We start from the raw sequence: 17,549 nt of genomic DNA on the forward strand, positions 1-17,549 counted from the left end.
CCGGGCGGTGTGAGATTCCTGCTATGAAAGCATTTTTCCTCTGTGGATAGAAGAAAACCCGCACGGCAGCTGGGTCGCGCGTGATGTGCTCAAGATTGGCAAGTTGATTGCATTCTTATTGGGAAAGTTAATTTCCTAATCGGAATAATCATAGAGTCGACAGGAGGCACATGATGTTGCCAAGTGAAACCCAGCAGATCATCGAGAAACATGCGATCAAGTATGTGCTTGCCCAGTTCGTGGATATCCACGGCTCGGCCAAGACCAAGTCGGTGCCGGTGTCGGGCCTCGAAGCGGTGGCGGAAGCTGGGGCAGGGTTCGCTGGCTTCGCCATCTGCGGCATGGGTATGGAGCCCCATGGGCCTGACTTCATGGCCAAAGGCGACCTGTCGACCTTGATTCCCGTGCCGTGGCAGCCGGGTTACGGCCGGGTGGTGTGCATCGGGCACGTCGATGGCGAGCCCTGGCCTTACGACAGCCGCTATGTTCTGCAGCAGCAGGTGGAGCGCCTCGAGGCGCGCGGCTGGACGCTCAATACCGGCCTGGAACCCGAGTTCAACCTGATGCGCCGTGACGCCAACGGCACCCTGCAGTTGGTCGACGCCAGCGATAACCTCGACAAGCCATGCTACGACTACAAAGGCTTGTCGCGCTCTCGCGAGTTTCTGGAAAAGCTGACGGAGGCGCTGCAGCCGGTCGGCTTCGACATCTATCAGATCGACCACGAAGACGCCAACGGCCAGTTCGAGATCAATTACACCTACAGCGACGCCATGGAGTCGGCTGACCGCTTCACCTTCTTCCGCATGGCGGCCGGCGAAATCGCCAACGATCTGGGCATGATCTGCTCGTTCATGCCCAAACCGGATCCGAAGCGCGCGGGCAACGGCATGCACTTCCACCTTTCCATCGCCAGTGCCGAGAGCAAGAACCTGTTCTTCGATGCCAGCGACAAGAACGGCATGGGCCTGTCGAAACTCGCTTATCACTTCGCCGCCGGCTTGCTGGCTCACGGCCCGGCGCTGTGCGCCTTCGCCGCGCCGACGGTGAATTCCTACAAACGTCTGGTGGTCGGCAACTCGTTGTCCGGCGCCACCTGGGCGCCGGCCTTCATCGCCTTTGGTGCCAACAACCGCTCGGCGATGGTGCGTGTGCCCTATGGTCGCCTGGAATTCCGCCTGCCGGATGCCGGCTGCAATCCTTATCTGGTCAGCGCCGCGATCATCGCTGCCGGGCTGGACGGTATCGACCGGCAACTGATGCCCGATCAGATCTGTAACGAAAACCTCTACTCGCTCGGCCTGGAAGCCATTGCCGCGAGAGGCATCAAGACCCTGCCGCAGTCGCTCAAGGAAGCCTGCGATGCGCTGGAGGCCGACCCGCTGTTTGCCGAAGTCATGGGCAAGGAGATCGTCGGTGAGTTCATCAAGCTCAAGCGCATGGAGTGGGTGGAATACAGCCGCCACGTCTCCGACTGGGAGATCAAGCGCTACACCGAATTCTTCTGATCCGACCTTCTCTTCAACCGTTTCCGGCGCCCGTCCGTGGGTAGGGCGCCTTCTGCCCAGGAGTTTTTAGCTATGTGTGGAATCGTGGGGCTTTACCTGAAAAATCCGCAGCTGGAAGCGCAGCTCGGCAAGCTGTTCGAACCGATGCTCGAGGCCATGACCGACCGCGGCCCGGACAGCGCCGGCTTCGCCATCTATGGCGATGAAGTGGCCGATGGCTGGGTCAAGCTGACCCTGCAGGCCACCACGGAGGGCTACGACTTCACCGCCCTGGTGAGCGCCGTGAAGGAAAAGCTCGGTGCCGAGCTGGACTGGTTTCAGAACGCCAGCGCCATCGTGCTCAAGATCAAGGCCGAAGAAGCCACCGTACGCGCTGTGTTGAACGAGCTGGCGCCGACCGTGCGCATCATGAGTGCCGGGCAGAGCATCGAGATCCTCAAGGGCATGGGCTTGCCCAGAGAAATTTCCGAGCGCTTCGGCCTGGCTTCGATGAAGGGCAGCCACATCATCGGCCACACCCGCATGGCCACCGAAAGTGCCGTGACCATGGAGGGCAGCCACCCGTTCTCGACCGGTGCCGACCTGTGCCTGGTGCATAACGGCTCGCTGTCCAACCACTTCCGCCTGCGTCAGGAACTGCGCCGCGAAGGCATTCATTTCGAAACCGAGAACGATACCGAGGTCGCTGCCGGTTACCTGGCCTGGCGTCTGCAGCAGGGTGACTCCCTGAAACAGGCCCTGGACAACTCACTGGAGGCCCTCGACGGCTTCTTCACCTTCGCCATCGGCACCCGCAACGGCTTTGCGGTGATCCGCGACCCGATCGCCTGCAAGCCGGCGATCCTCGCCGAGACCGATGACTACGTCGCCATGGCCTCCGAATACCAGGCGCTGTCCAGCCTGCCGGGTATCGACAAGGCCAGGGTCTGGGAACCGGTTCCCGCCACTATGTACATCTGGGAACGCGAGTCGGCCTAAGGAGCACGCAGCATGAAAACCATCGATCTATCCGTAGCAACCGTGCGTGACCTCAACCAGGCGCTGCATGACCAGGTCAACAATGTGCAGGACCGCGAGTGGGTGGTCACCCACGCCAATGGCGCGCATAACCTCGCCGTCGGCGTCAACGAAGCGGTGTCCATCGATATCCAGGGGCATGCCGGCTACTACTGCGCGGGCATGAACCAGAAAGCCTCGATCACCGTACACGGCAACGTCGGTGTGGGCTGCGCCGAGAACATGATGAGCGGCTATGTACGTGTCAAAGGCAGCGCTTCCCAGGCCGCCGGTGCGACGGCTCATGGCGGCCTGCTGGTGATCGAGGGCGATGCCGGCGCACGTTGCGGCATTTCCATGAAGGGCATCGACATCGTGGTCGGCGGCAGCATTGGCCACATGAGCTGCTTCATGGGCCAGGCCGGGCGCTTGGTCGTATGTGGTGATGCTGGCGATGCGCTGGGCGATTCGTTGTACGAGACCAAGATTTTCGTCAAAGGCAGCGTGGAATCGCTGGGCTCCGACTGCATCGAGAAAGAGATGCGCCCGGAGCACCTGGAAGAGCTGCAAGCGCTGCTCAATCGCGCCGGCTTCAAGGAAAACGCCGCCGATTTCAAACGCTACGGCTCGGCTCGCCAGCTGTACAACTTCAAAGTCGATAACGCCAGCGCGTACTGATCAGGAGCCTCATCATGAGCGATAAACAACCCCCCGTGCTGCGCGAGTCGGCCACCTTCGATCGTCTGACCATCCAGGAAATCCAGCGCGCCGCCGAAACCGGTATCTACGACATTCGCGGTGGTGGTACCAAGCGCAAGCTGCCGCACTTCGACGACCTGCTGCTGCTCGGCGCCAGCGTGTCGCGCTACCCGCTGGAGGGTTACCGCGAGAAGTGCGGCACCGACGTCATTCTCGGCAACCGTTTCGCCAAGAAGCCGCTGCACCTGAAGATTCCGGTAACCATCGCCGGCATGAGCTTCGGCGCGCTGTCGGCCAATGCCAAGGAAGCCCTGGGCCGTGGCGCCAGTATCGCCGGTACCAGCACCACCACCGGCGACGGCGGCATGACGCCGGAAGAGCGCGGCCAGTCCCAGCATCTGGTCTATCAGTACCTGCCGTCGCGCTACGGCATGAACCCCGACGACCTGCGCAAGGCCGACGCCATCGAGATCGTCCTCGGCCAGGGTGCCAAGCCCGGCGGCGGCGGCATGTTGCTCGGCATGAAGGTCACCGAGCGCGTGGCGGGCATGCGTACCCTGCCGATTGGCGTGGACCAGCGCAGCGCCTGTCGCCACCCCGACTGGACGGGGCCGGACGACCTGGCGATCAAGATCGCCGAGTTGCGTGAAATCACCGACTGGGAAAAACCCATCTACGTGAAGATCGGTGCCAGCCGCCCTTACTACGACGTCAAGCTGGCGGTGAAGGCCGGTGCTGACGTGATCGTCCTCGACGGCATGCAGGGGGGCACCGCAGCGACTCAGGAAGTGTTCATCGAGCACGTCGGTATCCCGATTCTGCCGGCCATTCCGCAAGCCGTGCAGGCGCTGCAGGAAATGGGCATGCACCGCAAGGTTCAACTGATCGTCTCTGGCGGCATCCGCAACGGTGCCGACGTGGCCAAGGCCATGGCACTGGGCGCCGATGCCGTGGCCATCGGGACGGCAGCGCTGATCGCGTTGGGCGACAACCACCCACGCCTGGACGAGGAGCTGAAGAAGATCGGTTCAGCCGCCGGTTTCTACGATGACTGGCAGAACGGCCGCGACCCGGCCGGTATCACCACCCAGGATCCGGAATTGTCCAAGCGCCTCGATCCGGTCGAAGGTGGCCGCCGCCTGGCCAATTACTTGCGTGTGCTGGTGCTGGAAGCCCAGACCATGGCCCGTGCCTGTGGCAAGTCGCACCTGCACAACCTCGATCCCGAGGACCTGGTGGCGCTGACCGTGGAGTCCGCAGCCATGGCACGGGTGCCGCTGGCTGGCACCAGCTGGGTGCCTGGGCAGGGTTACTGATAGCATCCGTCGGCCGGCCTCTCTCTGGGGGGCCGGCTTTCCTCAGGCTGTGTGAAAAACTCCGCGTTCGACCGGCCGGTTTTTCACACGGCCTGTTTCGCGTAGTGGAAGGGAATTCGAATGACTGCATCCTGGGCCTGGATGACACTGCTCGCCGCCGGCATCTGCGAAGTGATGTACGCCTCCGCCATTCCTCGTACCCAGGGCTTCACGCGGCTTTGGCCGAGCCTTTACTGCATCGTCTTCATCGCCCTGAGCATGTACCTGCTGGCGCTCTCGGCCCGCTACCTGCCAATGGGCACCGCCTATGCCGTGTGGGTCGGTATCGGTGCGGTCGGCACGGCGATCTACGGCATCGTCTACCTCAACGAACCCGCTACGCTGGCGCGACTCGTTTGCCTGGTGCTGATCATCTGTGGAGTGGCCGGCCTGAAGCTGTTCAGTCCGGTGGGCTGAGCCCGGGGCGATCGATTCGCCCAGGCGCCAGCCCTGAGCGAATTGGCTGCGCACGTGTGCCATCGGGTTGTGTCGTTCAGCACCCAGGTTCGTCGAAGAGGTGCTGGCCGTCAGCCGACCCAGAGCGTGCTCCGGGTGCGGCTGGCAGGCTCAGAGGGCGGCGTCGTCCAGTTCGCCGGTTCTGATCCGTACGATGCTTTCCAGGTTCTGGATGAATACCTTGCCATCGCCGATCTTGCCGGTGCGGGCGGTTTTCAGGATGACGTCCACGGCGTGTTGACAGAGGTCGTCCGACACCACCATTTCCAGCTTGATCTTGGGCAGCAGTTGCACCTCGTATTCGGCGCCCCGGTAGACCTCCGTGTGCCCTTTCTGTCGGCCGTAGCCCCTGGCTTCGGTGGCCGTGACGCCGTTGACGCCAACGTCGGTGAGCGCTTCACGCACGGCGTCGAGCAGGAAGGGCTTGATGATCGCGGTGATCAGTTTCATCGCTGTGACCCTCAGTTCGAGTACTTGTAGCCGACTTCGCCATGGGCGGAGAGATCGAGGCCATCAACCTCGGTTTCCTCGTCCACGCGCAGCCCACCGCAGACTGCGTCGGCAATCTTGTAAGCGATCAGGCTGGTGATGGCCGAGAAGACAATGCTGAACAGGATGGCACCGCCGTTGACCAGCAGCTGGTCGAGCAGGCCGCGGCCTTCGATGAAGCCCTGGCCGCCAATGGCGGCAAGCGCGAACACGGGAGTCAGCAGGCCGCCGAGGATGCCCGCGACGCCATGCACGCCGAACACGTCGAAGGCATCGTCCAGGCCGATCATCGGCTTGAGCTTTTCTACCGACCAGACGCACACCGGGCCTGCGATGAAGCCCAGCAGGATGGCGCCCATCGGCCCTACGAAGCCGCAGGCCGGGGTGACGGCCACCAGGCCGGCAATGGCCCCGGACAGCGCGCCGAACAGGCTCGGCCGGCCACGGTGTCGCCATTCCACGATCATCCAGCCCAATGCGCCTGCGCAACTGGCGAGCATGGTGTTGACCATCACCAGCATGGCGTAGCCGTTGGCGGCCAGTGCGCAGCCGCCGCAGAAGCCCAGCCAGCCCACCCACAGCAAGGAGCCGCCGGTAAGGGTCATGGTCATGTTGTGCGGCGTCAGCGACGGCGTGCCGAAACCGCGACGGCGGCCCAGCAGCCAGGCACCCACCAGTGCGGCGATACCGACGTTGAGGTGCACCACATTGCCGCCAGCGAAGTCCTGCACGCCGAGATCGAACACCCAGCCACCGCCCCAGGCCATGTGTGCCATGGGGATGTAGTTGATGGTCAGCCACACGGCCATGAACACCATCACCGCGGCGAACTTCATGCGCTCGGCGAACCCGCCGACGATGATCGCCGGGGTAATGGCCGCGAACAGCAGCATGAACAGGAAGTACAGATACTCCGGGATGGTGCCGACTACCGAGTCCTTGGTGATGCCGGCCATGAACAGCTTGTCCAGGCCACCGATCACCGCGTGCAGCGAGCCGCCGTTGGTGAAGGTCAGGCTGTAGCCGTAGATCGCGAACAGCACCGACATCAGCGATGCGGTGCAGAACACCTGCATGAGAACCGAGAGGACGTTCTTGGTTCGTGCCATACCGCCATAGAACAGCGCCAGGCCCGGGAGGGTCATCAGCAGTACCACCAGCGAGCAGAGCGCCACGAACGCCGTGTCGCCGCTGTCGATCGGCGCTGCCGCCTCGTCGGCGAGAGCGGCGGCGCTGGCGAGCACCAGAGGAAAAACCAACATACTGCGGCCTATCTGTGAACACCGAACCATTGCCTGTTGCCTCCAACCGACGGGGGATTGAACCGGCCGCTGTCGGTGGCGAACCGGATCTGCTGCCCCGCGGAAGGTCAGCGCAGAAGCACCGACATATATTCCTGTGGGGCAATTAACTTCCCCTCTGGTAAAGCAATAGGCCTGCCAGAATCGTTGCGCGCCGAGCTGTTTCAGCTAACCCACTGAGCTCAAAACAATTTGTTACATGTTGGCTGAGGGCCGCGGAATACCTGAGGTGCGCGCCGTGCATTGTCCTGGTGCGCAAGGTGTGGGGCTGCTACTTAGTGGGCAGAGCAAGGGCGTGCTGCGAGGGATGACCGGCGGCGGTTGCCGCCGGTCGAAGGGTTATTTCAGCTTGTCGAGTTCTTCATCAGGCAGTGCGTAGCTGTGTTTCTCGTGAATGATGGTCGCGATCAGCGCGTAGAGGCTGACGGCGGCGACCAGAAAGCTGATGAAGATCAGGATGGCGGGTTTGTCGGCGAAGGTGAATACAGCGCTGGCACCTTCGTAGGTGGTGATGCTCATGGCGATACTCCTCGGGATGAGCCGGCCGCCCTTGCGGCCGGCCAGGGGTCATTTGGCGGGGGCGGCGGTCAGTGGCGGCTGTGCGGCGTTGCCACCCACCGTACTGCTCTGCCCGTACATGCTGCTCCACTCCGGATAGGCCTGGGCCGGCACTTCGGTCAGGTCGAGGCCACGTTCCTCGGCATGCGCCGGCACGCGCAGGATGCCGGCCTTGTTGAGGGCGTAGGAGATGCCGTAGCCGGGGAAGAAGCCCAGCGCGGCCATCACCAGTGCGCCGCCGAGCTGGCCGAAGAAACTGATCTCCGGCATGCCGTTCACGTTCGGGTAACCGGCCAGGAAGATGCCGCTGATCAGCAGACCGGCGAAACCGCCGAAGCCGTGCACGGCGAACGCGCCGACGGCATCGTCCAGCTTGAACTTGAGCAGCAGGTTGTTGACCAGCGGCGCCAGGGCGGAAACGCCCATGCCGATGAGGTAGGCCAGCCCGGGGTGGTAGAGGTCCAGGCCGGGCGCCACCGAGATGATGCCGACCAGACCACCGGACATCATCCAGTAGGGTTCGCGGGTGGTCAGGTAGGCACCGATCAGGCCGCCGGCGAAACCCATCAGGGTATTGAAGGAGAAGGCGGAGAGGTTGGTCGGCTGGCCGTAGATGTTGATCCACTGAGCGCCCGAGTTGTAGATGATGCAGCCGCCGAGGAAGCCGAAGAAGCCGACGATGATCAGCATCAGGCCGACCACGCTCATCGGCATGCTGTGGCCGACGATGGCGTTGGCGCTGCCGTCCGGGTTGAAGCGGCCGATGCGTGCACCGAGGTTGATCAGCACGCCAAGGGCGAAGAAGCCGGCGATCATGTGCACCACGCCCGCTGCGCCGACGTCATGGTAGCCCCATTTGACGGTCAGCCAGCCTTCCGGGTGCCAGCCCCAGGCCGCCGCCAGCAGCCAGAGAAAGCCGCCGAGCACGATGGTCATGATGATGAATGCGCTCATCCGCGCGCGCTCGATGATCGCCCCGGAAAGAATCGAACCCGTGGTGGCGGCGAACAGCGCGAATGCACCCCAGAAAATACCGGTGGCGTTGTCCTGGATGTTCGGGCCCATGGATTGGCTCCACGGCATGCCGGCCATCAGGGCGTCCATGCGCGGTACCAGGCCATCGGGGAAGGCGTTGTAGACCGCCCAGCCGAGCAGGAACACGCTGGGCACGATGAAGCCGAACGCGAGGATGTTCTTCACGCCCGCCGCCAGGGCGTTCTTCAGGCGCGAAGCGCCGATCTCGTAAGACAGAAAGCCTGCGTGAATGCAGATCATCAACGCGGTACACCACCAATAGAACATCTCCATGTTCAGGGTGTTGGTCATTTCGATCAGGGCCTGCAGCTCTTCGAGCGTAGGCGGGGTCTTCTGTTCTTCCATCACTGAATCCTCGAAAGCGGTTTATTGGAATAAGTGGTGCGCAGGCAGGTCGAGTCGAAAGCTTTATCTTTGATAAACAAAATTTCTTTTTGAGAAAGCAATGAGTGTGCCATCAGTAATGGCCATGGCTGGGCTTATCGCGGGCGTTAGCCTCTTTTTCTGCACTTTTTCAGTTCATGTTCATGGCTTGTTGCCTGAAGTTGGTTCGCCCGAGCGCTCCTTCTGCAGCATGCCTTGAATCTGCTGCACCGATTCCTGGGTGCGTCGCGCCAGATTGCGCACTTCGTCGGCGACCACGGCGAAGCCGCGACCCTGATCGCCGGCCCGTGCCGCTTCGATGGCGGCGTTGAGGGCCAGCAGGTTGGTCTGCTCGGCAATGCTGCGAATCCCCCCGGCGACCTGAGCGATCTGCGTGTAGGTGGCCTGGATGTTGGCTTGTTCGCGCTGGTGCAGCGTGGCGGCGGTCTTCTCGTCGCTGATCTCGCGTACGGCGCCGGTGACATACAGCAGGCGGCCCTGGGCATCGCGCAGGCAGCGGCCGCGTTCGCGGTACCACACCTCGCCACGGGTCTTGTGGCGCATGCGGTATTCGACGGCGTAGAAGCCATCACCGCCGGTGTCGACCATCGAGGCATTGAAGGCCTGCATGACCTGTTTCAGGTCATCGGCGTTGACCACCTTGAAATAGCTGTCCCAGCCATCGGGAAATTCCTGGGCGCTGTAGCCGATCAGCTCGCGGAACTGCTCTGACCAGCGAATCAGGTTCTGCGGATGGTCGGGGTCGCCGCCCACCACGTTCATCGCCCAGCTGCCTTCGGTCAGGGTGCGTTTGGTCAGTTCCCAGACCTGGCGTTCTTCGTCCCAATGGGCGCGCTCGGCTTCCAGCTCGTGCAGACGCCGCTGGCTGTCGTCACGGGCGTGGAGGAGTTCGTCGATCTGCGCCCGGGCCTCGGCGAGGTCTTCCCGGAGTGCGGCGTACTCCTCTGCACTACAGGGCGGCGGCGCCTGGCATTCGGCCTGCTGGCGAATGCGCTGCAATTCGTCCCAGTCGCGCTGCAGCCGCTGCAGGCTGCTGAACAGCCGAGCGTCGCGCTGCAGATGAGGCTGTGCGGCAGCCGCGCTGGGCTGGCCGTCGAACAGACGGTTGAGCCACTGGCTGAGTTCATCGGCCAGGTTTCGGGATGCATTGCTGAACCACATGGGCCACCTCCGTGAGATCGAATGGCCATCACCAAGCAATTCTCTTTCCACAAGCGGTTCGGTTATGCCCGTACCCTGCTCTTGTCCGGGTCGTAGGCGACGGTGCTGGCGCCGACCTGGGCGCGAATGCGCTTCTGCTGGCCATCGAGCTTGCCTATCTCGACGGCGGTACCCGGCTCGCAGTAGCCAACATCCAGGCGACACAGGGCGATGTTGCGGCCCAGCAGTGGTGAGCGCGTGGCACTGGTGATCACGCCGACACGGGCCCGGCCGCTGTATACGCCGTCGCCGTGGGCCGCGGTTTCGTTGCCTTCCAGCTGCAGGCCGACCAGCTTGTGGCGGGGTGCTGCGCTGCGCCTTGCCAGCGCATCGCGGCCGATGAAATCCGCCGCCTTGCTCCTGAGTGGCACACAGAAGCCAATGCCGGCCTCGAACGGATCGGTCTGGTCGTCGAATTCGTAACCGGCGAAGATCAGCCCGGCTTCGATACGCAGCATGTCCAGCGCTTCGAGACCGAGCGGTACCAGGCCCAGGGGTTCACCGAGCTGCCACAGGCGTTGCCACACCTGCAGCGCATCGTGCGGATGGCACCAGATTTCATAGCCCAGCTCGCCGGTATAGCCGGTGCGCGACACCATCACGGGGGGGCCGTTGTAGTCATCCAGGCGGCCGACCAGAAAGCGGAACCAGCCCAGCTCTTCCAGCGCTGGCTGGGTGCCGGGCGTCCAGATCATCTGCGCGAGCAGTTGGCGGCTCAGCGGGCCCTGCACCGCGACGTTGTGGATCTGCTCGGAGGCGCTCTTTATCCACACCTTCATGCCCAGTTTTGCGGCCTGTTCACGCAGCCAGATGCCGGCGTAGTCCTCGCCACCGATCCAGCGAAACGCATCGGCGCCGAGGCGCAGCAGGGTGCCGTCGTCGAGCATGCCGCCGTGCTCGAAGCACATCGCCGAATACACCACCTGACCGACCGCCAGCTTGCGCACGTCGCGGGTCAGGCAGTGGTCGAGCAGCGCTTCGGCGTCAGGCCCGAGCACCTCGAATTTGCGTAGCGCGGAAAGGTCCATCACCGCCACGCGTTCGCGGCAGCCGTGGTATTCCTCGGTGGCGCCGTAGCCATCGAAGCGGGTCGGTGTCCAGAAGCCCCGGTAGTCGGCGAACTGCCGGGTGAGGGCCGAGGTACCGGCGTGAAAGCCGCTTTCGCGGGTCAGCACCGGATCGGCATCTGCTGTTTTTCGAGTGGCCATGGCGAGACTGAAACGCTCCTTCTCGGAATACACGCGGATATGGATATCGGTGGGCTGCCAGCCATTGGCGGGGTCGATGTCGTCCGGGCAGGAACTGCTGGCGCAGACCAGATCGGTCAGCGCCTTGAGCAGGACGTAATCGCCAGGGCGCGACCAGGGTTCGTCCAGCGTCAGGTGCTGGTGCGCGTCGATGGCGGTGTTGTAGAAGAAATTGATCGCCGGCCAGCCGGCGCGCGGGTCTACGCCGTGAGCGGCCATGGCGCGGCTGATGTTGTCGCTGCAGTTGGCGTGGCCGAAGTAGCCGTGCGCCTCGTAGTAGCGCGCCGCACAGGCCAGCGCGAAGGTATCGTGGCGGCCGACGGTATCGCGCACCACCTCCAGCATGGCTTGCATGTCGCGGTCGTAGAAGCGGCTGAACAGGCCCGGCCCCGGGTAGGCGTTGCCGTTCAGGGTCCGGGTGACGGTGGGGTCGAGGTCGATCTCGCGTCCGGCATCCAGGCCGGCGCGGTCGAAGGCGACGAAATCCGAACACTGGCGCCCGGCAACGTCGATCACCTGGACGAACTGCCCGGCTGCGACGAGGTAGTCGCGTGCGCTGCCGGGGTGGATGGTGAATTCGTCGATCACCTCACCCAGCGGCGCGGGAAGTGGCGGCACCCAGAGCCTGCGCGGGTTGGCGCGATGCAGCAGCACGCGGAGTTCACTGGCGCGTTGCTGGCTGTGCACTGCGCTACGCCCACCAGGGGCGGCGACGATCACGCACAGCGCAGCGCTGGCCAATAATTCGCGGCTGAAGCCTGCGGGTGTGGCGGCGGGCCACAGCCGGGCGGCGGCCGGCAGGCGGCGACAGTCCACACCACGACGAGTGAGCCCGTTGCTGACGTGAATCGACTCGCGGCTGCCATCGTGCAGCAGGTGGGTGATGGCATCGGCACCAGCGCTGGCTTGCAGGCCCAGTGCCGCCAGCGCTTCGCGGCCATCCTCGGTGAAGGCCAGCAGTTCGGCAGGCTGGTCGCCCTCGAGGTCGATCACTTCCAGGCGATCCCCCGGCTCCAGGGTCAACACCGTCAGCCCGCCAGGAGCCACGCGGTGGCGTTCCAGGTCTGCGGCGCGGGCGAACAGCGCCGGCTCCAGTGGGCGGCTTGTCACAGGCAGGTTCATGGCAGCGCCTCAGCTGGCGGACTTCAGGCGGTCGGTGGGTGCGTCGGCCAGGTAGGCACTCAGCGAATCATCCAGGGCCTCCAGCCAGGGGGTGTGATGCGGCGTGGCCAGGGTGCCGGTGATCAGTGAGCGATAGCACTTGTCGCGGTAGCCCATGATGTTGTCGTACTTGTCTTTCTTCCACTGCAGGAAGGTGGCGTTGACCTCGGCGATGTCGAAGCTCGGGTAGTCGGTTGCGGCGATCAACTGGCGGATGTATTCGCCCTGGAATTCGAACATCTGCTGGGCGCTTTCCAGCGTCTCCTCTTCCTGGCGCCAGGCCAGGTTTTCAGCGTGCATGCCCTCGGCGGCGGGCAGGGCGATGCGCCCGAGAATCACGTCGCGGGCGTACCAGGCCTGGGCGTCGAACATGTTGAAGCTGTACCACTGATCCTGCATGCCGAGGTAGATCAGCCGCGGGTTCTGCTCCCAGAACACACCCTTGTAGAGGTTCAGCGGCCACAAGCGATTGCCTGTTTTCAGGCGCAGCGCTTCCGGCAGAAAGGGGAAGTGGTGCTTATAGCCGGTGCACAGGATGATGGCGTCGATGTGCTTGCAACTGCCGTCTGCGAAGAACGCGGTGCTGCCCTGCACGTGGCTGAGCAGTGGGCGCTCCTCCCAGTTGGCCGGCCATTTGTAGCCCATCGGCGCGCTGCGGTAGCAACTGGTGATGGAACGGGCACCGTACTTGTAGCACTGCGAGCCGATGTCTTCGGCCGAATAGCTGGCGCCGACGATGAGCACGTCCTTGCCCTTGAATTCCAGAGCGTCGCGAAAGTCGTGGGCGTGCAAAACGCGTCCGGCGAAGCGCTCGAAACCGGGAAAGTCAGGCACGTTGGGTGTGGAAAAGTGGCCGCTGGCGACCACCACGTAGTCGAAGGTTTCGCTGTAGGTGCGGTCATGCAGATGATCGTGGGCGGTGACCGTGAACAGCTCGCTGGCGGCGTCGAAGGTGACGTCGCGCACCACGGTATCGAAGCGGATGGAAGGCCGCACGCCGGCTTTCTCGACGCGTCCCTTGATGTAGTCCCAGAGCACCTCGCGTGGTGGGTAGGAGCCCATGGGCCGGCCGAAATGCTCGTCGAAGCTGTAGTCGGCGAACTCCAGGCACTCCTTCGGCCCGTTCGACCACAGATAGCGGTACATGCTGCCGTGCACCGGCTCGCCGTGCTCGTCCAGGCCGGTGCGCCAGGTGTAGTTCCACATGCCGCCCCAGTCGGGCTGCTTCTCGAAGCAGACCAGCTCGGGAATTTGCGCACCATCGGCCTGGGCGGACTGGAAGGCTCGCAACTGGGCCAGGCCGCACGGGCCGGCGCCGATGATGGCGACTCGTTGGTTCATGTTCGGTTCTCCGGTTGGCGAGGCGTGGCGATGCTCGGTGCTCCCCTGCAACGCCTGGGAGCGAGCCGGAGCGGGTTTATCAGCCCTTGGCGGTACGTTTCTTCTTCTCGGGGTCGTCGAAGGGCAGCGTATGGGCGATGGCGCTCACCTCCAGGCTGCCGCGCACCTGCAGCGGCACGCCCTGCTCGGCGATATCGGGTTCGACCCGGGCGATGGCCATGGAGCGTCCGCTCAGGCGCGAGTACATGGCGCAGGTGATCAGGCCGACCTGACGCCCTTCGTGCCAGAGGCTGTCGCCCCCCTCGGCGGCTTGCTCGCCATCGAGCAGCACACCGAAGATCCTGAAGCGTTCCTGGCCCTGGCGCCGGTAGTGCTCGGCGGCACCCCGGAAGTCGCGCTTGCCGGGCGACACGGTGAAGTCCAGGCCCAGCTCCCACAGCGTGTCGCCGGCCTTCTGGTCGGCGAAGGGATACATCTGCGAGTTGTCATAGGGGAAGAACAGCAGGTAGCTCTCCACGCGTAGCCAGTCCAGGGCGGTGAAGGCGCAGGGGATGATGCCGTGGCCCTGGCCTTTTTCCAGGATGCCGTCCCAGATCAGCGGCGCATCGGCGGCCTTGCAGAAGATCTCGTAACCGCGCTCGCCGGTGTAGCCGGTGCGCGAGATCATCACCGGGCGGTCGAACAGCCGGGTCTGCAGGTGATGGAAGTAGGGCAGCTCGCCGATGCCGGGTACGTGCTCGGCGAGAAAATCCACGGCTGCCGGGCCTTGCAGGGACAGGTCGTGGAGGTCGTCGTCGAACAGAACAGCGACCTGACGACCCTGTGCCGAGCGGATCAGCATCTCGTAGCCGGTACCGGCGCCGTGCACCACCATGAAGGCGTTGGGGCCGGTGCGATAGACGATGCAGTCGTCGATGAAGGTGCCGTCCTCGTCGAGCAGGCAGGCGTACACCGACTTGCCGGGATAGAGCTTGGCCATGTCGCGGGTGGTGGCGTAGTCGAGCAGGCTTTCGGCGTGGGGGCCGACGTAATGCACCTTCTTCAGGCCCGAGACGTCCATCAGCCCGGCGCGGGTGCGGATCGACTCATGATGGTCGGCCAGATCGCTGGCATAGGTCCAGGCGGTGCCCATGCCGTTCCAGTCTTCCAGGTTCGAACCAAGCGCCAGGTGGCGTTCGCGCAGGGCGCTGATGCGCCATGAGTTGGCCATGGGAAAATCCTCGTGTAGTGATCGGGTCAGGCTTCGGAGTCGAACTGGCGCAGCCAGTCCACCAGGGTCTGGCGGTAGCGGGTCATGCCCTTGTAGTCGGCGATGGCATCCGGCAGGTCGCGCAGCACGCGGTGCAGGCGGCGCGCCCAGGCCGGGTTGCTGACCAGTTCTTCCATGCTGATCAGGTAGGTGCGGATGCTGAACAGTACGGCGTTGGAGCGCGGCAGGCGGGCCATCAGCTGCAGCTCCACGCGCAGGTGCACCAGGCGGCCGACGTTGTCCGGGGTGACCGAGCCGCGGTCGCTGCCCCATTCGTGAAAGGTCTCCGGCGAGGTGTCCAGGCGTGGGTTGATGGTCAGCGTCCAATTCAGTCGGCGCACCGGGTGGCCGACCTGAATGTTCAGCAGAAACTTCAGGGCGCGTTCGAAGATGCCCATCTGGTTGGCCATCGGTACGGGCGAGTGCCACTGTTTGAAGCTCATGCCGGCGTCGAAACGCAGCGACCAGTCGGCCGGGCAGGTGACCATGCCGGCGTCCATGAACAGGTCGCCGTCACGCTGGTCGAGCACCGCGAAATCGCCCTGCATCTGCCGGGTGATGTATTCCAGCGGCTCGCACGGCAGGCTGTCGGCAGCGCCAAAGGTGAAGTGCTGATCGATGCCCATGGCCAGGTTGCGCCAGCGCCAGGCCGTGCCGTTGCGGTCAAGCTGGAAGTGCTGCGGGTAGTCAGCGGCCAGCTGCTGCATCAGCATTTCCAGCAGATCCCAGGCGGCCTGGGCCATGTGCGGCATCACCAGGCAGCGCTCGGGGTCGCGCTCCAGAACGCGGGCGCGCTCGGCCATCTCCGACAGGTAATGTTCGTCCACATCGAAGCAGTGCTCGAACACCGAGCCCGGATCGCGCGACACCGCTGGCTCGATGTTCACCGAGTACATGTAGGCGTCTTCCGGGAACGGAAACGGGAACCGGGCGATGGCGGCCGGGCTGTTGCGGAAGCTGAAGTCGTCCCGGTAGGTCTCTGCCGGTTTGAAGATCAGGGTCATGGCACGTCTCCGGTATCAGATATCCAGCAGGATCGGGCTGCCGCAGCCACGCGAGACGCAGGGCATCAGGCTGGTGGCGCGCTCGGCGGTGGCGAGAAACAGGTCGCGGTGCTCCACGTCGCCTTTCAGGTAGGGCGTCTGGCACTGGCCGCAGACCCCGCCGCGGCACAGGTTGGGCAGCTCCACGCCCGCACCCTCCAAGGCTTCGAGCAGGCTTTGCTCGGCGCCGACAGCCACCTGACGGCCACTGCGCGCCAGTTCCACCATGAAGGGCACGCCCGGCTCCGGCGCGGCGAAGGCTTCCCAGTGCACCCGCGCCGCTGGCCAGCCGAGCGCCAGGCTCTGTTCGCGCAGGGCATCGAGCAGTGATTGCGGGCCGCAGGCGTAGACGTGAGTGCCGAGCGGGCGATGGCTCAGCAACTGGCCCAGGTCGAGACGTCGGCTGCCGCTTTCGTAAACGTGCAGGCGCTTGCCCAGCCGCTCGCGGAGGGTCTCCACGTAGGCATCGCTAACCCCGGTGCGGTAGGCGTAATGCAGTTCGAAAGCGTCGCCGCGGCGCAGCAGTTCGGTGCTATAGGCAAGGAACGGAGTGATGCCGATACCCGCGGCGATCAGCACGTGCAGGCGCGCCGTGCTGTGTAGCGCAAAGAGGTTGGCCGGCGGCGAGATCCGCAACCGATCGCCGGTCTGCAACTGTTCATGCACATAGCGCGAGCCGCCCCGTGATTGCGCCTGCTGGCGCACGGCGATCCGGTAGTGGCTGGTGTCGCTCGGGTCGCTGAGCAACGAGTAGGCGTTGCGCTTGCCGTTCGGCAGGTGCACCTGCACGTGGCTGCCAGCGGAAAAGGCCGGCAGCGTGCCACTCAAGGGCTGGAGCGACAGCTCGCGGATCACCGGGGTGATCATCCGGGGCTCACCGACCCGCACCTCGAAGGCGGTCATGGTCGGGCCTGCGCATAGGGCTGGTCGGCATCCGCACAGACGCCGAGGTAGGCACCCAGGCGCTCGGAGAAATGCCGGCGCACTTCCAGCAGCACAGCGCAGTGGCTGCAGGCTTGCAGATCGGCGGATGTGCCCACCTGCAGGCTGGCGCAATGCACGCAGAACAGCATGCGTCGGCCGCTTTCGCTGCAATGCAGGGTGATCTCTTCGGCCAGCAGACCGGCTGCTCGTGCCACACCGCGCAGCGACCAGATGAAGGCTTCGTCGCCGTGCAGCTCGAGGTGCACCCCGACCCTGGCTTCGCTCAACAGCGTGCCCAGCGCCTCGCCCAGCGCGGCTTCGTCGGCGTACTGCGGCAGCGCCAGGTGGCAGAGCTCGCTGGCGTCGATACGGGCCAGCAATTGCGCCTGTCGTTGCTGACCGGCGTCCTGGGTGACCAGGAGCTGAAGGGTCACCCGCTGGGTAGGGTCGCTGCTGGGGTATCGCGGCACGCTGAAGGGATGCAGCTCGGCTGTGCGGGTCATGGCGATCCTTGTTGCTCTGGATTGAAGCGGTCAGGTCATATGTTGGTGCATGGCTGGTGTTTCTCTGTAGGCAAGATAATTTCCTGCCACGCCTGCGCGC

Annotated in this window: 16 protein-coding genes; 5 read left to right on the forward strand and 11 right to left on the reverse strand. The window is 64.3% G+C overall.

Annotated elements, in window-relative coordinates; genetic code table 11:
* Positions 1–173 precede the first annotated feature (173 nt).
* From glnT to FHR27_RS21190, 5 genes are all read left to right on the forward strand, one after another.
* On the forward strand, positions 174–1,508 hold the full coding sequence (gene glnT, locus FHR27_RS21170) for a type III glutamate--ammonia ligase (RefSeq protein WP_042553466.1): 1,335 nt from the start codon (positions 174–176) through the stop codon (positions 1,506–1,508).
* 72 nt (positions 1,509–1,580) lie between these two features.
* Complete coding sequence (locus tag FHR27_RS21175; RefSeq protein ID WP_042553465.1) at positions 1,581–2,486, forward strand: class II glutamine amidotransferase; 906 nt, start codon at positions 1,581–1,583, stop codon at positions 2,484–2,486.
* A gap of 12 nt (positions 2,487–2,498) precedes the next feature.
* Complete coding sequence (locus FHR27_RS21180; RefSeq protein ID WP_042553464.1) at positions 2,499–3,182, forward strand: protein glxC; 684 nt, start codon at positions 2,499–2,501, stop codon at positions 3,180–3,182.
* A 14-nt stretch (positions 3,183–3,196) separates the two neighbouring features.
* Positions 3,197–4,519 (forward strand): FMN-binding glutamate synthase family protein, encoded by a 1,323-nt coding sequence (locus FHR27_RS21185; RefSeq protein WP_042553463.1) that lies wholly within the window; start codon positions 3,197–3,199, stop codon positions 4,517–4,519.
* A gap of 120 nt (positions 4,520–4,639) precedes the next feature.
* A complete protein-coding gene (locus FHR27_RS21190) occupies positions 4,640–4,975 on the forward strand; it encodes a DMT family transporter (RefSeq protein WP_042553462.1) in 336 nt (111 codons plus the stop codon).
* 150 nt (positions 4,976–5,125) lie between these two features.
* Here FHR27_RS21190 and FHR27_RS21195 read toward each other — a convergent pair whose 3' ends face one another.
* The 11 genes from FHR27_RS21195 to FHR27_RS21245 form a co-directional block, all read right to left on the reverse strand.
* A complete protein-coding gene (locus FHR27_RS21195; RefSeq protein ID WP_179539475.1) occupies positions 5,126–5,464 on the reverse strand; it encodes a P-II family nitrogen regulator in 339 nt (112 codons plus the stop codon).
* Positions 5,465–5,475: 11 nt separating this feature from the next.
* Entirely contained in the window at positions 5,476–6,795 is a 1,320-nt protein-coding gene (locus tag FHR27_RS21200) for an ammonium transporter (protein WP_179539476.1), read from the reverse strand.
* Positions 6,796–7,143: 348 nt separating this feature from the next.
* Entirely contained in the window at positions 7,144–7,323 is a 180-nt protein-coding gene (locus FHR27_RS21205; protein ID WP_042553459.1) for a hypothetical protein, read from the reverse strand.
* A gap of 48 nt (positions 7,324–7,371) precedes the next feature.
* Complete coding sequence (locus FHR27_RS21210) at positions 7,372–8,742, reverse strand: ammonium transporter (protein WP_179539477.1); 1,371 nt, start codon at positions 8,740–8,742, stop codon at positions 7,372–7,374.
* A gap of 180 nt (positions 8,743–8,922) precedes the next feature.
* Positions 8,923–9,942: a methyl-accepting chemotaxis protein gene (locus FHR27_RS27105; RefSeq protein ID WP_179539478.1), complete on the reverse strand. Its 1,020-nt coding sequence runs from the start codon at positions 9,940–9,942 to the stop codon at positions 8,923–8,925.
* A gap of 62 nt (positions 9,943–10,004) precedes the next feature.
* Positions 10,005–12,350: a DUF1989 domain-containing protein gene (locus tag FHR27_RS21220; RefSeq protein WP_179539479.1), complete on the reverse strand. Its 2,346-nt coding sequence runs from the start codon at positions 12,348–12,350 to the stop codon at positions 10,005–10,007.
* Between the two features lie 9 nt (positions 12,351–12,359).
* Positions 12,360–13,730, reverse strand: a complete 1,371-nt coding sequence (locus FHR27_RS21225; protein WP_179539480.1) for a flavin-containing monooxygenase — start codon at positions 13,728–13,730, stop codon at positions 12,360–12,362.
* 79 nt (positions 13,731–13,809) lie between these two features.
* On the reverse strand, positions 13,810–14,940 hold the full coding sequence (locus tag FHR27_RS21230; RefSeq protein WP_179539481.1) for an aminomethyltransferase family protein: 1,131 nt from the start codon (positions 14,938–14,940) through the stop codon (positions 13,810–13,812).
* A gap of 26 nt (positions 14,941–14,966) precedes the next feature.
* On the reverse strand, positions 14,967–15,983 hold the full coding sequence (locus FHR27_RS21235) for a heme-dependent oxidative N-demethylase family protein (RefSeq protein WP_179539482.1): 1,017 nt from the start codon (positions 15,981–15,983) through the stop codon (positions 14,967–14,969).
* 15 nt (positions 15,984–15,998) lie between these two features.
* Positions 15,999–16,925, reverse strand: coding sequence for a PDR/VanB family oxidoreductase (locus tag FHR27_RS21240; RefSeq protein ID WP_179539483.1), 927 nt, complete (start codon positions 16,923–16,925; stop codon positions 15,999–16,001).
* Positions 16,922–17,449, reverse strand: coding sequence for a dimethylamine monooxygenase subunit DmmA family protein (locus FHR27_RS21245; protein WP_179539484.1), 528 nt, complete (start codon positions 17,447–17,449; stop codon positions 16,922–16,924). The genes FHR27_RS21240 and FHR27_RS21245 overlap by 4 nt, the downstream gene beginning before the upstream one ends.
* Positions 17,450–17,549: the final 100 nt, after the last annotated feature.

The sequence above is a fragment of the Pseudomonas flavescens genome, assembly GCF_013408425.1.
In the GTDB taxonomy this organism is placed as follows: Bacteria; Pseudomonadota; Gammaproteobacteria; order Pseudomonadales; family Pseudomonadaceae; genus Aquipseudomonas; species Aquipseudomonas fulva_A.

Excerpts from the sequence above, each read along its gene's own strand:
- FHR27_RS21205 (WP_042553459.1), bottom strand. The coding sequence starts at position 7,323 with ATGAGCATCACCACCTACGAAGGTGCCAGCGCTGTATTCACCTTCGCC.
- FHR27_RS21200 (WP_179539476.1), bottom strand. The coding sequence starts at position 6,795 with ATGGTTCGGTGTTCACAGATAGGCCGCAGTATGTTGGTTTTTCCTCTG.
- FHR27_RS21230 (WP_179539481.1), bottom strand. The coding sequence starts at position 14,940 with ATGGCCAACTCATGGCGCATCAGCGCCCTGCGCGAACGCCACCTGGCG.
- FHR27_RS21175 (WP_042553465.1), top strand. The coding sequence starts at position 1,581 with ATGTGTGGAATCGTGGGGCTTTACCTGAAAAATCCGCAGCTGGAAGCG.
- FHR27_RS21195 (WP_179539475.1), bottom strand. The coding sequence starts at position 5,464 with ATGAAACTGATCACCGCGATCATCAAGCCCTTCCTGCTCGACGCCGTG.
- FHR27_RS21180 (WP_042553464.1), top strand. The coding sequence starts at position 2,499 with ATGAAAACCATCGATCTATCCGTAGCAACCGTGCGTGACCTCAACCAG.
- FHR27_RS21190 (WP_042553462.1), top strand. The coding sequence starts at position 4,640 with ATGACTGCATCCTGGGCCTGGATGACACTGCTCGCCGCCGGCATCTGC.
- glnT (WP_042553466.1), top strand. The coding sequence starts at position 174 with ATGTTGCCAAGTGAAACCCAGCAGATCATCGAGAAACATGCGATCAAG.
- FHR27_RS21185 (WP_042553463.1), top strand. The coding sequence starts at position 3,197 with ATGAGCGATAAACAACCCCCCGTGCTGCGCGAGTCGGCCACCTTCGAT.
- FHR27_RS21210 (WP_179539477.1), bottom strand. The coding sequence starts at position 8,742 with ATGGAAGAACAGAAGACCCCGCCTACGCTCGAAGAGCTGCAGGCCCTG.
- FHR27_RS27105 (WP_179539478.1), bottom strand. The coding sequence starts at position 9,942 with ATGTGGTTCAGCAATGCATCCCGAAACCTGGCCGATGAACTCAGCCAG.
- FHR27_RS21240 (WP_179539483.1), bottom strand. The coding sequence starts at position 16,925 with ATGACCGCCTTCGAGGTGCGGGTCGGTGAGCCCCGGATGATCACCCCG.
- FHR27_RS21235 (WP_179539482.1), bottom strand. The coding sequence starts at position 15,983 with ATGACCCTGATCTTCAAACCGGCAGAGACCTACCGGGACGACTTCAGC.
- FHR27_RS21245 (WP_179539484.1), bottom strand. The coding sequence starts at position 17,449 with ATGACCCGCACAGCCGAGCTGCATCCCTTCAGCGTGCCGCGATACCCC.
- FHR27_RS21225 (WP_179539480.1), bottom strand. The coding sequence starts at position 13,730 with ATGAACCAACGAGTCGCCATCATCGGCGCCGGCCCGTGCGGCCTGGCC.
- FHR27_RS21220 (WP_179539479.1), bottom strand. The coding sequence starts at position 12,350 with ATGAACCTGCCTGTGACAAGCCGCCCACTGGAGCCGGCGCTGTTCGCC.